At 36.7% G+C, this 15,837-nt stretch carries 13 protein-coding genes and 2 pseudogenes; 7 read left to right on the forward strand and 8 right to left on the reverse strand.

Going from position 1 to position 15,837, the window contains the following annotated elements; translation table 11 throughout:
* Window positions 1-2: 2 nt before the first annotated feature.
* Window positions 3-932, reverse strand: coding sequence for a hypothetical protein (locus RE471_RS05495; RefSeq protein ID WP_309213795.1), 930 nt, complete (start codon window positions 930-932; stop codon window positions 3-5).
* Window positions 933-1,107: 175 nt separating this feature from the next.
* Between RE471_RS05495 and RE471_RS05505 the strand changes: the two are divergent.
* A pseudogene (locus RE471_RS05505) lies at window positions 1,108-2,388 on the forward strand (MFS transporter).
* Window positions 2,389-2,502: 114 nt separating this feature from the next.
* On the forward strand, window positions 2,503-3,885 hold the full coding sequence (locus RE471_RS05510; RefSeq protein WP_309213798.1) for an MFS transporter: 1,383 nt from the start codon (window positions 2,503-2,505) through the stop codon (window positions 3,883-3,885).
* Between the two features lie 306 nt (window positions 3,886-4,191).
* Here RE471_RS05510 and RE471_RS05515 read toward each other — a convergent pair.
* Window positions 4,192-5,327 (reverse strand): annotated as a pseudogene (locus RE471_RS05515) (IS256 family transposase).
* 765 nt (window positions 5,328-6,092) lie between these two features.
* On the opposite strand from RE471_RS05515, the gene RE471_RS05520 reads away from it, so the two are divergent.
* Both RE471_RS05520 and RE471_RS05525 read left to right on the forward strand, forming a co-directional pair.
* Window positions 6,093-6,371 carry a hypothetical protein gene (locus RE471_RS05520; protein ID WP_309213800.1) on the forward strand — a complete coding sequence of 93 codons (279 nt, stop codon included), beginning with the start codon at window positions 6,093-6,095 and terminating at the stop codon, window positions 6,369-6,371.
* Between the two features lie 11 nt (window positions 6,372-6,382).
* Complete coding sequence (locus tag RE471_RS05525; RefSeq protein ID WP_309215742.1) at window positions 6,383-6,835, forward strand: DUF234 domain-containing protein; 453 nt, start codon at window positions 6,383-6,385, stop codon at window positions 6,833-6,835.
* Window positions 6,836-6,903: 68 nt separating this feature from the next.
* Here RE471_RS05525 and RE471_RS05530 read toward each other — a convergent pair whose 3' ends face one another.
* The 3 genes from RE471_RS05530 to RE471_RS05540 all read right to left on the reverse strand — a co-directional run bounded on the left by RE471_RS05530 (window position 6,904) and on the right by RE471_RS05540 (window position 9,508).
* Window positions 6,904-7,662: a ribonuclease Z gene (locus RE471_RS05530; RefSeq protein WP_309213801.1), complete on the reverse strand. Its 759-nt coding sequence runs from the start codon at window positions 7,660-7,662 to the stop codon at window positions 6,904-6,906.
* Window positions 7,663-7,786: 124 nt separating this feature from the next.
* Complete coding sequence (locus RE471_RS05535; protein ID WP_309213802.1) at window positions 7,787-8,263, reverse strand: hemerythrin domain-containing protein; 477 nt, start codon at window positions 8,261-8,263, stop codon at window positions 7,787-7,789.
* A 99-nt stretch (window positions 8,264-8,362) separates the two neighbouring features.
* Window positions 8,363-9,508, reverse strand: a complete 1,146-nt coding sequence (locus tag RE471_RS05540; RefSeq protein WP_309213803.1) for an IS256 family transposase — start codon at window positions 9,506-9,508, stop codon at window positions 8,363-8,365.
* A gap of 214 nt (window positions 9,509-9,722) precedes the next feature.
* Between RE471_RS05540 and RE471_RS05545 the strand changes: the two genes are divergently transcribed.
* From RE471_RS05545 to RE471_RS05555, 3 genes are all read left to right on the forward strand, one after another.
* Window positions 9,723-10,571: an aldo/keto reductase gene (locus tag RE471_RS05545; RefSeq protein ID WP_309213804.1), complete on the forward strand. Its 849-nt coding sequence runs from the start codon at window positions 9,723-9,725 to the stop codon at window positions 10,569-10,571.
* Window positions 10,572-10,713: 142 nt separating this feature from the next.
* Window positions 10,714-11,670 carry a Gfo/Idh/MocA family oxidoreductase gene (locus RE471_RS05550; protein WP_309213805.1) on the forward strand — a complete coding sequence of 319 codons (957 nt, stop codon included), beginning with the start codon at window positions 10,714-10,716 and terminating at the stop codon, window positions 11,668-11,670.
* 272 nt (window positions 11,671-11,942) lie between these two features.
* Entirely contained in the window at window positions 11,943-12,614 is a 672-nt protein-coding gene (locus RE471_RS05555; protein ID WP_309213806.1) for an iron-containing redox enzyme family protein, read from the forward strand.
* Between the two features lie 26 nt (window positions 12,615-12,640).
* Here the strand turns inward: RE471_RS05555 and RE471_RS05560 are convergent, their stop codons facing one another.
* Genes RE471_RS05560 through hppD form a run of 3 tightly spaced genes read right to left on the reverse strand, consistent with a single transcriptional unit; the run spans window position 12,641 to window position 15,744 of the window.
* A complete protein-coding gene (locus RE471_RS05560) occupies window positions 12,641-13,786 on the reverse strand; it encodes a homogentisate 1,2-dioxygenase (RefSeq protein WP_309213807.1) in 1,146 nt (381 codons plus the stop codon).
* Window positions 13,787-14,668, reverse strand: a complete 882-nt coding sequence (locus RE471_RS05565) for a fumarylacetoacetate hydrolase family protein (RefSeq protein ID WP_309213809.1) — start codon at window positions 14,666-14,668, stop codon at window positions 13,787-13,789.
* Window positions 14,665-15,744 (reverse strand): 4-hydroxyphenylpyruvate dioxygenase, encoded by a 1,080-nt coding sequence (gene hppD / locus RE471_RS05570; protein WP_309213810.1) that lies wholly within the window; start codon window positions 15,742-15,744, stop codon window positions 14,665-14,667. The genes RE471_RS05565 and hppD overlap by 4 nt, the downstream gene beginning before the upstream one ends.
* Between the last annotated feature and the right edge of the window lie 93 nt (window positions 15,745-15,837).

Below are 15,837 nucleotides of genomic sequence, written 5' to 3' on the forward strand. Positions count from 1 at the left end.
GCTTATGGTTCACGTTTGCTGTATAAATTTTCTCTTATACCTGTATTAAAAATTGTCCGAAACCTAACAAAAATAAAGTAATCTATTTCATCTTTATCCAGCTCCTCAGAAATTGCATCCAGATGCTCCAGTGTACTGTACATAAAAAAAATGCTGTAAAAACTATGTCTCTCCTTAACCCATATTTTTAGTGGCGCCTTTGCAATTGAAATTTCATTTATTTTATTACCTTTTACGGAGGATTTCATAATTACTGCTGTGGCTGTATTTATTCCCGGTATCCTTGTCTGGTCTATAACCGGTAAAAGCTCCAGTTTACCCTGCTGCAATAACACATCAAGCTGTCTTCTGGCACTTCTCTCAGAAATATTCATCTTTTCTGATATCATGGCAAAGTTTAAGGTGGAGATGTCCGAATATGAGAGATATGACAAAAGTTTGGTCTGCTCCCGAATATATAATTCATCCCCTGCGATATCATTTATATCCATAATATTGTTAAAATCAACACCCATCATGCTGCATAGTATTATTGAGGAACTGTAACCTCTTGTTTGTGAATCGGCAAGTATTGAAACAAAGATAGCATCTGAACACGATATTTTATCTCCCCTATGCATACCCCTATATATTTTAATAGGGCAAAAATATTCAAGGAAATAGAGATGGCCAAGATTGTATTCCATAATATGTATATTTGATAATGAAATTCCTGTTATAATATAATAAAATTTTCTGTTAAATGCTGGAAGTAATATTAGGCCATTTAGTGTTCCGGTTGTTTCCAGATTTTTCCATGTCTTATATATGGACACTGGGGGATATCCATACCGCTTAGAGATAACATATGCGGTTGGCCTGTCAGAGAACTTATAATAAATACGTGATGGGAAATCTAGTGATGATAGAATAGAAAGTACGTATTTATCCATGAATAAATATTATTTTATAAGTATATAATTTTATCCCATATCTGTTAGTTAAATATTTAGAATACTTGGGATGTTTTATGAAATAATAAACTATAAGGGAGGGATGCCATCCCTAATTTTATATTGACAAATGTTATCATGCAACGTTTTATATAATACCTTTTTATGACACTCTATGGAAAATACTAAGGTTAGTGTTGCATCATCTCTTAAAAAGAGGTATATAAGAATAGCACCAATACTGTTTTTCCTTTATGTTATAAACTTTTTAGACCGGGTGAATCTTTCCTACGCCATTTAGGCCGGGATGTTCACGGATATCGGAGCACCGGCATCATCTGCTGATTTAATAGCAGGTATTGCCTCAGCACTGTTTTTCGTAGCATACGCCCTACCACAGGTTTTTACTACATTAAGGATAAATAAGGTTGGAGTAAGAAAGATATTTGCAGTGGCTTTCACTGCATGGGGAATAATTACAATTGCAACAGGTTTTGTTTCAAACGTTCCAGAGGTTTATGCTCTAAGATTTATTCTTGGACTTGCAGAGGCGCCATTTTATGCAGGTGTAATGTTCTTCATGGGAATCTGGTTTATTGAGTCTGAAAGGGGAGTTGCCAACAGTTTCTTCAACGCCGCCATACCGGTTGCGGGAATATTCGGTGGGCTTATCTCAGGGGAAATATTTCTGGTATATGGAAATAATCCTGGCTGGAGGTACCTTTTCGTTATAGAAGGCATACTGGCGTTAATATCTGTTGCCATTCTCTGGGTGGTTTTAACCGATTTCCCTGAGCAGGCAAAATGGATGTCAAAGGAAGAAAGGGATGCACTTCAGGGTGATCTGGATCTTGAGGAAAAGAATAAGCCCATAAAAGTTTCATGGAAGGAAGCCCTCATGCAGCCAGATGTTATTATTTTAACTGTGGTTTATTTCCTTGGGGTTACAGCACTCTACGGCTACTCAATATGGCTTCCGTCTATAATAAAATCATTCGCACATGTCCACGCTGCGGAGGCAAGTTTCCTGTCTGATATACCGTATATCGTTGCAGCAATTGCACTGATATTCATTTTAAGGTATTCCGATAAGAAAGGAGATAGGAAACGCCTGACTGCAATTATATTCTTTACTGCATTTATAGGTTTATCCTTAAGCGCCTTTACCATATCTAACGCTATCATATCCTTTATATTCTTTACCATATCTGCTATAGGAATATTCACTTTCCTGCCTGTTTTCTGGAATATACCCCAGGAATCTTTAACAAGGGAAAGCTCAGCAGCTTCAATTGGCCTTATAAACGGTCTTGGGAATCTCGGTGGTGCCGTTGGACCCATAGTTGTGGGCGGTCTGGAAGTTGTAACTCATTCCTTTGTTGCAGGTGTGTATGGAATGGCTATATTTGCAGGGCTTGCAGGTGTTTTGGTTCTATTTGTTAAACATTCAAGATAAACATACTTTTTTAAAAAATTAATTTTTTCCTTTATCAATATTGATATATATAGATATATTGTACACAATTTTCTATTTGGATTTTTATTAAATATACACTTTCAATGGATGCATATGGCATACAATGCTTTAGATAATGCAAAGATGAATTCTCTGCATAAAAAAATTACAGCGCTATCTGTAGGAGGAACATTTCTTGATGGTTATGATATTTCCATAATATCAGTTGCACTGATTGTAATGTCTAAATCGGCTTTTGACCTGAATACAGATTTCGGAAAGGCCATGATAGCGGCTTCTACTACAATCGGAATGCTTGTAGGTGCGATACTCTTCGGATATATTACAGACCTTTACGGCAGGAGAACTATGTATATGTATGATATGGCAATTTTTATTGTTCTGACCATAGCAACTGCCTTTTCGTGGAACTTTGCTGCTCTGTTTACATTCAGGTTCATACTGGGACTCGGCCTGGGCGCTGATTATGCTATTGGTACAACTATCATAAGCGAGTTTTCACCGGTTAAATACCGGGGAAAGTTACTGGTTACAAATGTGCTGGCGTGGTTTGTAGGGGCTGCTGTTGCAGCGGGAACAGGGTACCTTCTGCTTTCTCTTGGCCCGCAGTCATGGAGATACATGTTTCTGCTGGGAATTGTTCCTGCTGCAATAATTCTGATCCTCAGAAGAGACGTGCCAGAATCAGTTAGATGGCTTAACAACAAGGGAAAGACCAAGGAAGCATCGGATGTAGAAAAGGAACTTACAGGAACATCCGATAATCTCGCTATTATTAAAAAAGACAATAAAAATCCTATCAAAGACCTTGTTAGCAGGAAATATATCAAAAGCCTACTTTTCATCGGAATATTCTGGTTTACCTTTGACGCTTCATTCTATGGGATTAGCATATTCAGCCCAACAATACTGGAGCTTCTAGGATTAAAGGCCAGACTAGCAGTGCTGGGATCCGGTATATTCGATATATTCGCAATACTGGGTAGCCTTACGGCCATTGTACTGATTGACAGAATAGGCAGAAAGGGTATCACCATTATAGGATTTTTGGGAATGGTTATATCACTGGCAGCCCTTGGTATAGTCACCTATTATGTTCCCAATAAATCCGCATTTATAACAGATGGTGCGCTGATATTTGCATTGTTCCTTTTATTCTATATTACAGAGGCTATAGGTCCAGGGTCTACAGATTTTGTATATCCTGTAGAGCTATTCCCAACGGAAGACCGTGCAACAGCACAGGGATTCGGAACTTCTGTGAGCAGGATAGGGGCAATTCTGGGTATAACCACATTTCCGTTTATAGTTTCTGCATATGGATTTAGTACCAGTCTATTCTTTTTTACTGCACTGGCGCTGATAGGTCTCCTAGCAACCATATTCCTCGGTACAGAAACCAAGGGAAAAACACTGGAAGAAATCAATACCGAAGAGGAACACCCCGGGAATACTTCGAGCACAGGAGCAAAATAAGTCATTTTTTTAAATTTTTATTATGTGGTTTTAACCGCTAATAAGAATATTCATATATAATTATGCATGGTTATGTATTATAATAGGTAAGATATGCACAATCAGGGAAGCATGCTATATATTAGAGAAAGATGCAACCACGTTGAGAATATGGGACAGAGAGGGGAAAATATACTGCATAAGACTTTCAAATAATTTTAGGAGGGTGCCAGAATATCTGCTGAATGGATACCTATAAGGAAATCTACTTTATATTATATTTATTTGATAGCATATTTTAAAGATCGTGTACCATATTCTGTGTATTTATAAAGGGTACCTCTTGTTGAACATCTCCTTAATCTCATCATTGCATTTATAGCATCTCTCATCTTCCTGAATGCATGCTTTGAATTGAACTCTATTGACTTCAAATAAAACATCTTCATTGCAGAGTCCTCGTCAGGGAATGATGATATTACCTTTACCCTCCTTCTTATCTCACCATTCAATCTCTCTATCTCATTTGTAGATTTAAGCGAATTCCTTATTTTGGAAGGATAATCATAGAATCTCAATAACTGCCCCAGCTTTCTCTCAGTATTGTATATTACATTGGGATATCTGCCATTCCACTTATCCTTAATTTCATTGAATCTTGCTATTGCCTCCTGCTTATTGCCGTATTTAAACATTTTATTTGCATCCTCTATTATTTCCATATCCTTTTCCTTTACCTTGGATTTCAATCCCCTTGCATAGTGTATTGTGCATAGCTGGAAATCACTTCCAGGATATATCTTCATTACCTCCTCATCTAAATCTGTAATGCCATCTGCTATGAACAGTAATGATTCCTTCAATCCCCTTCTGTACAGATCCTCTAATACATCCTTGTAGTTATTATGTGATTCCTTTATGGTTAAATAGAATCCCAATATCTCATACTCTCCTGATTCCTTAATACCTAATGCAAATATTACAGGCTCCATGTCCACAGTTTCCCTTCTCAGATAGAAGAACAATCCATCCAGCATTACAGCTATGTACCTTTTGTCAAGCTTTCTATTTACAAACTAATTTACTTCTTCCGATGCCAGGTCTGTTATTCTGGATATTGATGATGGAGAATACCTGTTATTCAATACATCCTTCAATATGGCAGATATTCGCCTTGTGGATACTCCATTTGAGTACATTGAGGTTATCAGTTCCTCAAGGCCTACCCTGTTATTATCTATTACTGCACTGTGGAATGTATTATCCCTGTTCCTTGGCACTGATAATTCCTTTAATTCACCGTGTTTGGTCTTTAAATTCCTTTTATAGAAGCAATTCTTTATTCCTGGATTCTCCTCTAAATATTGGTCATGCTCTATTCTCATAAGTGCTTCCAGCTTTTCTTTAACTGTCTGTTCTATTATATCTTCTACATTCGATATGTTTATATTGTCATATTCAATATTTTATTACCTCCTTTTTGTTCAAAAGAGGTATTTCTCCCTGTTATTTAATGATCATTTCTTATTAACATGGGAATTATATTTACACAAAATATGGTACACAACCTTTTAAATATTAGGTTGTAAACAAATTATGATAATTATGTTACAACAATTTATTGACGGAACTCAGGAATTGAAAGTACTTGAAAGCAAATTCCAGGAAATCAGAAAATAGATGATAATTATTTATGGAAGGCGATGAATTGGAAACAATGACTTAATAAAAAAAATTTATTGAGAATAAAAGACATATATACCATTTATATACACAGGACAGTATTAATAAAAATATTGATGAATTGAAGTTAGAGTTTGCATCTATAACCAGAAAAGCCTATTTCGCTGACCTGCAAGCCGATTTTATAACATGTTTAGATATTTTATCAACGAAATCAAATCAGAAAAAATAATTATTGTACTTGATGAATTTCCTAATTTACTGGGATTAATGCCGGGTATTGTTTCAGTAGTTCAAAAAATATATGATGAATTGATGGATAAATCGTTGCTATATATATTACTGTCAGGTTCGAGTATCAGCATGATGGATGAGCTATTGAGTTATAATCACCCTTATATTGAAGAATAACCGGCAGTCTTAGGCTTTCAACATTTGGGATCGGGGAGGCCAGACATTTTTATAACCACAATTTTGAGGAACTGATAAAGTTATACTCCATATTCGGAGGTTTTCCGTTTTATCTTTCTCTTGTTGATAATAATATGAGTGTTGAGGACAATATAATAAGCAAGATAATGACAAAACGTGAAATATTATATGAAGAACCGAAAATACTTCTCAAGGAAGAGTTTAGAGAGCCACGTGTTTATGAACTTATTCTGATGTATATATCGATGGGTTATAACACACATGACAGGCGGGAAAATGCGATACATATGGATAAGGGGAACATTTCAGGATACCTTGAAACACTTATTTCTTTACGCCTCGTTGATTATGTATTCCCCATGAACATGGAACGTAGGGGGTATATGAAATAAAGTACTATTTTCTGAACTTTTATCATAGGTTTGTTTATCCGAATTTATCAGTGCTCGAGATAGATCAAACAGACAGTATAATGGGTGTAATCAAAAATGATTTGAATAATTATTACAGGCATGCTTTTGGAAAAATAGTTATTGAGATGATAAGATCTGGCATTATAAAACTCCTATTTATCCATAGAGGTGTTAAAAGATTCTGGAAAAAGGATGTTGAAATAGACGCAGTTGCTGTGAATGAGGAGACCGGAGGCATTTGCTTTATAGAATGCAAATTTTCAGATAATGTAGACGGTATTCAGATCTATCACAACTTAAAATATAAGTCTATATCAGTTGATTTTAGAAGCAACAAAGAATATTATATGGTAATTGCGAAGTCATACAGAACCAGAAGTGAGGATTCAATTAATCTTGATTTTCAGGAACTGGATAAACTTACCCGAAAAGTTGATAAATAAAAATTCGTGATCTCCTTTCATTTATGTTGCTTCCTGATCAATGAGTTGAATGTGGCTTAATTCAAAATCTATAGTACTACGTCCTGAAAAGGCATTATTATATCATCCTCTTTACGTGCTGCGAGAATTCCAAGTGTCTCGTTTGTCAGATGGATTGGCACCAGTTTTTTAGCATGGCTTTCCCTGAATCCCTTCATTGCAGAGGAGTATGTAGAATGTTTCCAGAATTCTGCAATTTTGTAATCATTATCAGGGTAAGTCATTTCATGGAAGAACAGATCCGCATATTCACCCACTTTTGCTATATTTTCATTATAGGCAGTATCTCCTGTATATGCAATAATATGGCCCTGGTATTCAATTCTGTACATGTTATCTGGAATAGCATGATATCCAGGGAAGGTTTCTATATAATCCTGTTCACTCTTCTCTATGAATTTTGCCTTTAGTTCATAAACCTCTCTACCGTCATTGATTTCCACATAATTAGCAGTTATCCTGAATTTCTCATTATCAGGTGTATTATAAAGCTGGAGTATTCTTTGAGTATTCTTTTTGATTCCAGGAGGACCTATGATTGTTAATTCATCCTTTATGTTTCTTGACCCCCTATACCACAGAATTTCGGGAAGTCCACCAAAATGATCCAGATGCATGTGGCTTATCAAAATCTTATCAAGTTTTCCCGGGTCTATTCCTGATTCCAGCATAGACTCAATTGTATGTGGGCCGCAATCAAGTAATATCTGCCTATCAATAATTATGGATACATTCCTTCTTCCGGCCTCTATATGCGAAGACCAGTTTCCCATAAATTTTATTTCCATTTATTCACCATTTATTTTATAAAAATTGCATGACAATAGTTAATAATTTCCACTATAATTAATATATAACTATATACTGTATATAAATTCAGATAATGTAATGATAATGTACTATTTTTATAAATTATTGCTTTATATATTTTATCATATCATCTGATATTCCTGTTTCCCTCATATATATGTCTATCCCAGAGGATTCTATAATTTCCAGGGCTGCTTTTATATCATTTTCAGCTATCTCTGGTTCAAGTTTTTTCCATAAAGGAAAGACCAGCTTTTCTTCCCGGGAATTGTGAAATGTAAGCGTTTTATAAAAAAGCGGAACTCTTTCTTCATATAGAGGATTTTCTCCGGATTTCCATTTCATAAGATTTGTGTACAGTTTATCCAGGAGTTTATGATCAGCGATCATGCCATCTATCGATTTTTTTGTTTCATAGTCTCCAAGTGTCAGCAGTTCAGGAAATACTATTTTTTCTTCTATGCCTACATGTATGTCCATGAGAAATATCCTGAATTCCATCATATTAATAATTTCATGGTCTTCAGATTTAATTCTCAGAGCAGAATGGTCTATCATCAGCAACTCTACAGCATCCATAGAAAATAATATAGTAAACTAATATTAAAGCTATTATAAGATCATTATCGATAATGTAATATGTTTACTGTAAATTCAAATGACTCTTTACCATTATCCTTAATCAACCTCCATATTTATGTATTTCCTTAACAGCCATTCCTCATTGATGTCCATTGCTATTGAAACAACCAATCTCATCAATGAATCACTATTGGGAAATGCACCTATATTTCTTGTCCTTCTCTTCAATTCCCTATTGAATCTCTCTGTTACATTGTTTGTATGAAGTTTCCTGCTATGTTCTCCAGGGAATGATATGTATGAATATAATGAATCATACCATTTATAGAACATGTCAATGGATTTATCAAGATTCATTTCCTCTATTCGAGCTATTGCTATATTAAACAGTGATTCATCCATTAATGCCTCTGACACTATTTTTGATATATTCTTCCACTGTTCCTTTCCCATGGTCTTTCTTAAATTCTTAAGGAAATGGAAATGGCAGTACTGCCATAATGATCCTGGAAATGACTCTTTAACTGCATTCATTATCCCCTTATGGCCATCTGATATTACCAGTTGTACTCCTGTCAATCCCCTTTCCTTGAGTTTAAAGAAGAAATTATTCCAGTCCATCCCGTCCTCTGAATTGTATATGTCCATTGATAGGAGCTGCCTTATTCCATTGCTGTTTACACCTATTGATGTGTATAATGCCATTGATTTATATTTGCTGTTTTCCCTTACCTTAAAGTATGTAGCATCTATGTACAGGTATTTTATTTTATCATCTATCCCTGTTTCTAAGAATTCCTTAACCTTGGCATCAAGATCCTTATTCAGTGATGATACATACTCAGGCGATACATTTATACCTAGATTACTTATTATACTGTTAACAGACCTGGTTGATATCCCATTAATATATGACTCAACTATTACAGAGTTTAAAGCCTTTTCAACAGTGGAGTATTTGTCAAATACCTTAGTTGTAAAAGATCCTGACCTTATATCAGGCTTGTCTAATATTAGTTCTCCATCTAATGTCTTTAATTTTCTCTTCTTGTAACCATTCCTGTATCCTGTTCTTTTATTGTTCCTTTCATATTTATCAGCATTTAATTGTTCAATGGCCTCCTGATCCATTACATTGTTTAAAAACCATGTAATCAATTCTTTCTTTCCCTCTTTTCTATCATTTATGAAAAGCTTTATTAGTTCTTCTATACTTATTAATTGACTCTTTGCATTTGTCATTTTGTTTACCTCATTATGATATTGCAAAGAGTCATTTTAAATTTACAGCAAAAGAATTACATTATCTCATTATCCTGCATAATGTATTTTGTTCATATTGGCAAAATAGAAAAATATAATTTACCCCACAGTAAATTTATTGATCACATAATATTACTATTCTGTAGTGCTGGTAACGCCAGAAACTATTTAGTAAAGGCAATAATATTATATCATGAATTTTAAGGAATTCGGGAATACCGAACAAAAGTTGTCAGCTTTGGGAATAGGGACATGGGATATAGGGAATAACGTAAAAGAAAATGTGGACTCAATAAAATTTGCCATAGACAATGGAATTAATTTTATTGACACAGCAGAAATGTATGGTACCGAGCCCGTGGTTGCCAGAGCTATAAAGGGATATGACAGGTCAGGACTTTTCATTGCAACCAAGGTATGGCCAGATCATTTCAGCCATGATGCTGTTATAAAATCATGTAATGATAGCCTCAAAAAACTGGAAACCGATTATATAGATCTATACCAGTTACACTGGCCCAGCAGGACCATTCCAATAGGCGAAACCATGAAGGCCATGGAGGAGCTGAAAGACCAGGGTAAGATACGCTATATCGGTATAAGTAATTTTTCTGTAGATCAGACTAAGGAAGCAATGGAAAGTATGAATAAATATAAGATCGCATCCAACCAGGTTGAATACAGTATGGTTACCAGAGATATAGAACGTTCCGGTATTTATGATTTCTGCAGGAGTAATAAAATTGCTGTGATTGCCTACAGTCCACTATCACACGGAAAAATATTCTCTAAAAAGACAATGATAGACGAACTGTCCAAAATTGGCACCCATTATGGCGCTACAGCCTCGCAGATGGCACTGGCATGGTTAATGAATAAGGATAATGTATTTCCGATTCCAAAGGCAACTAACGGGACCCACATGAAAGAAAATATAGCCAGTACAGAAATAAGGATAAACCCAGAGGACATGAAAAAAATGGATGCAATGGAGGCAAAATATTATGAGGATTCAATAGCTTCCAGGCACAGTTCAAACTAACAGGCTCTCTTTAAGTATTATTAGCAGAGATATACTTATTTTAGGTTTATTTTAACTCCTAAGGCGTAGCCCAATAGGTTATATACGTTAGAATGCTGGTTCAATAGAAAAGCATAACTAATAAAAAGCCTTTCAATTATTTATGAGAATTCTGGTTGTGGGTGTGAATAACTTTGGACAGATGCATCTGTCTGCAATAAAAAATATGGACATCAGCATAGTTGAGAGAAAACCCGAGGTCATAGAAAAATCCCGGGAAAAATTCAAAATAAGTTCAGTGTACAGCAGCTATGATGAGGCGCTTAATGATAGGTTCGATATTGTTGATTTAATAGTACCTCATTACCTTCACCGGGAAATGGCAATGAAGGCCATGGAAATGGGTAGCAATGTTCTCCTTGAGAAACCTATTGCCACGTCTATAAAAGACGCTGAGGATCTGATCACTGCTTCCAGGAAATTCAATGTAAAATTTATGGTTGCAGACCAGTACTATTTTGACCCATCTGTAAGGGAAGCTGTAAAAATAATCAAAAGAGGGGATATAGGCAATCCAGTATCAATTGTTGTCAGGGATCAGAGGTATTATACACATAGGGGCTGGAGAACAAAAAGCGGGGACATGGGGGGCGGGTCGCTCATTGACGGCGGAATCCATTTTATCGATACTCTCCTGAATTTTGGAGGAGATTATGACAGCGTAGATGGAATCAGCAGGCATGGCGGTTCTTCACTTCAAGGGGAGGACACCACTACCGCAATTTTTAAATTCAAAAATGGAAGTACAGGCATGTTCTTCTATACGTGGGCATACAGGGACCCACCGGTAGTTCCGGCCTTTGAGGTTATAGGAGATAATGGATCTTTATATGAAGATCCAGCATCAAGAACAGATTGGGGAATTGATACGCCGGTCAGGACAGTCTACGGTGACCTGATCCTTAACGGAAAGAAACGCAATATAAAAAAATATGATGTGTATGAGAAAGAAATAGGGGAATTCGCAAGAAGCGTACAGCACGACACTCCAGTTCCATTCCCTCCAGAAACTGCACTAAGGGATTTAAAAGCAGTGCTGAAAATATACGGGATGTCCTAATACAGAAATCACCACTATTTTTATACCAGGAGCTACCTATTTCTTTTTCCAATTCCTGGTTCTTACGTATTTTATGCCAGGAATTCTCTATTTATGGAAAGAATACAGTAACCTTAACGCATTGGATAAATATATACCATGGAAATGCATAAAGCATATTATTTCAAATAAATAATAGTTTACTATGCAATAGAATAAGCAATCTATTTTAAGTTATCCTGTCCATATGTAAATTTCAAAAAGGTTAAATATTCTTTGTTATATTAGTAATTATGCAGCAATCGGATTTTTATGGAGAAATAAAGAAAGTTGTAAAGGGACACGAGGCCACTGATAATGACTTCATAAACAGATTCGCCAGAGGGGAAATTTCTGATGATGAGTTTATCAGGTTTTCAATTGAGTTCTATCACTTTACAAGGGAATGGCCTGAAATTCTTGCCAAATTGCTTGTCAGCACGGAAAATGAAAACGATGCCTATGAACTAACAGGCATACTGGTATCAGAGCTTGGAAGCGGAGATTCCGGTAAGAGGCATGAACTTTTATACAGAAGATATCTTCGGTCTATTGGGCTTAAGCCGGAAGATCTGGTAAAGAGAACACAGCTTCCAACCACAAAAGCGTGGCTTGACGGGATGCGTGAATATTTTTCATCTGATCATGCCAATGCCCTTGGAGCTGAATTCGCCCTTGAAAATATGGCCATACCTATGTGGGATAAACTGTTACCTGGATTGAAAATAATGAAAGAAAGAAAATATAAGGATATGGACATGCTGTACTTTACATTCCACAGGGAACTCGAATCCACTCATGAAGATGCCATGGAGAACGTCATCGGTGTGCATAGCAATGACCAGAAGGATAAATTTATAGAGAGTGCGAAGGGCATACTTGAACTTGAGAAGAATTTCTGGCTGGGACTCTCAGACAAAAAATAACAAAATTTAAGAATTTTTATAATTAATTATTTCCCGGATTTCCAGGAATACTGGTAATTTTTGTCCTTTATGGATTCAGCCTTTTCTGTTGGCAGCAGCCATTTATAGGATTCAACCATTATTGCGACCTCGTCAGTTTTTTCGGCACCGATGCTCTTTTCAACCACTCCTGGCTGCGGGCCGTGTATTATTCCATGGACATGCATTGTAATGGATTTTTCTCCTATGCCTTTCCTGCTCATGAAATTCCCGGAAGAATAGAATATAAGCTCATCAGAATCTATGTTGTTATGGTAGTAAGGCACTGGAATCGATCTTTCATGGAAATCGAAAAGCCTGGGAAGAAATGCCCCGATCATAAAGTGATCTGATTCAAATACCGTGTGAACAGGAGGTGGCATGTGGAGTTTTCCCACTATGGGGGCAAATTTATCTATGTTTATAGAAAAAGGATAAAGATAACCGTCATACCCCTCCAGGTCGAATACAGGATAATTCCTTATCAAATTAAGGTAGTACTGTCCATAATCAACCCTTACGCGGAATACGCCTCTATTATCCTCTGGCTCAACAAATTCCGGTATCTGTATATCCCTTGAATAATATGGCATTCCCTCTTTCAGCTGTCCGTATTTATTAATATAGCTCCTGGGTATGTCAATATGGTCAGTGGATATGGTAAAAAAGAAAAATGATCGTTCGTTCATGATTGCCCTGTATGTTGTACCCTTCGGTATGTAAATAAAATCACCTGCTCTAAATTTTAATATACCAAAGGGCGACTGAATTGCACCGGAACCGGATTGTACGAAAAATACCTCATCACAAAGTGCATTCCTGAAATACTCATCAGTATTTGCATCTGTATCTATTATCCCGGTACTTGTGGAGTTATTAAAGAAGAGGATCTGCCTACCAGTGTAGAAGTTATCCAGTTTGCCGAGTTCGCCGGTACGAAGATGCCTGTGTTCCATTAAATCCACAGGAGATAGTTTTTCCCTGTATTCTACCCCGGTGCTTTCAACTTCAGCGGGATCGAATTTATGGTAAAGCAAAGAATACCTCCCATCAAATGCATTGAGCCCGAATAGCTCCTCCTTCTGAATATGATCCCTATCATCATATGTGTGCCTCTGTTCAGGCACCATACCCCTCTTTACATAATAAACCATTCATACCACCCTGTTAATAAGTGTCCCCAGCTGTGGGGATTCGAATTTTACCTCATCGCCTGGCTTCAGCCAGGGATATTTTCCAAGCTCAAGAAGGCAGCCTGTCCCGAAAGTCCCGCTGCCGATTACATCACCTGGAAGCAATGGTACAGATTCTGAGGCTCTTTCCAGCATTGAATTAAAGCTGAAATATATGTTTTTTAAATTATTGCTGGAATACAGATTACCATTTACATATCCCCTCATCTCAATATTAATCTTTCCATTTTCGCTATCCCTGAGAATTTCATCTCTTGTGACCAGGAAGGGCCCGAATGATGTGGCATAATCCTTTCCCTTGGCAGGACCCAGCATAACCTTCATTTCCTCCTTCTGTATGTCACGGAGGCTCCAGTCATTCATCATGATAAATCCGAAAATAGAGTCCATACAGTCCCTGTGGCAGTCCTGAACCCTGCTGCCTATAACAGCTGCAACCTCCATTTCATAATCAAAAGCCTTACTCTTCTCAGGATACTTAATTTCCTGCCCTGATGGGTATATATTAGGCGTGCATGAAAAATAAAAGACAGGGAATTTATACCACTCAGGAATCATATCCAGTCCCTTGTTTTTTCTTGCGTTCTTGACATGATCCTCAAATGAATAGAAATCACGTACTGATCGCATTCCTGGAATAGGAATCCCATATTTTATAACTTCCGGTTTGATTTCTGATTTCTCATGTGGGACTATTCCTATGATATCACCGTACATGCTGTAAAAATTCTTTTCAAGATCCTCCTCCAGCACTCCAAGCATAGATGCTATGCTATAATATTTCCCATTGCTATAAATGCAGTAAATATATTTACCCATGTATTCAATTAGGCAGATTTTCATAGGTTCCCTCTCTGTGCCTGTTCCCTTTCTATAGACTCAAACAGAGCCTTAAAGTTTCCCGCACCAAAAGATTTTGCACCCTTCCTTTCTATTATCTCAAAGAATACTGTCGGCCTGTCTGTCAGTGGCTTTGTGAAAATCTGGAGTAAATATCCGTCCTCATCCCGGTCAACCAGTATATTGAGCTTTTTCAATTTTTCAATATCCTCATCGACATCCCCAACCCTTTCTGTAAGATGGTCATAATAGGATGCCGGTGTATCCAGGAACTGTATCCCGTTGTCCTTTAGCCTTGAGACTGTATCAATAATATTGTCTGTCTTCAGTGCAATGTGCTGTACTCCCTGTGAATTGTAATAATCAAGATATTCCTCAATCTGTGATTTTTTTAAGCCCTTTGCAGGTTCATTCAGGGGGAATACTATGTTATCGTTATACTTTACAACCTTGGACCTCAAAGCTGAATAATCCGTTCGTATCATCTTGTCATCAAATGTGATGAGCTGGCTAAAATTCATATTTTTTATGTAATAATTAACCCACTGGTCCATCTCACCCTCGTAAACATTGCCAACAACGTGGTCAACTTTATAGATTCCGGTATCCTTTACATTTGATTCCACCTCCCTGTATCCTGGAAGGAAACCCCTGTAATCTCCCTTTTCTATAAGGGTATGTGTTGTATCTCCATAGGTCTTTGTTACTGCCTTCCTTATTTTACCATTTTCATCCCTTTCTTCTCTTATTGCAGAAACCTTCACATTCTTTGATTCAAGATGCTTTTTGGTAAAATCCAGATCATCAACCTCAAGGGAGATGTCCCGTACACCGTCTCCATGCTCACTTACAGATTTATTTATGTCAGAGTCTGGCTTCAGTGAACTGGTAAATACAAGATTTATATCACCACGGTTCAGCAGGAATGAAGATCTTTCCCTGTTTCCTGTTTCAAGCCCAGAATATGCCTTTAAATTCAATCCAAGACCATTCTGCATGAAATATGACCACGTTTTCCCACTGCTAACATAAAACTCAATATGGTTAATCTTCTTAAAGAGTTCATTGTCGCTGTACATAATAACCTATTTGCTTCTTTTTATATTAATGTTTCGTTAATTTTAAATGTATGATATTATCTAGCATAGTAAAATCCCGTGGACAAGATATTT

It is taken from the genome of Ferroplasma sp. (assembly GCF_031200575.1).
Taxonomy (GTDB): domain Archaea; phylum Thermoplasmatota; class Thermoplasmata; order Thermoplasmatales; family Thermoplasmataceae; genus Ferroplasma.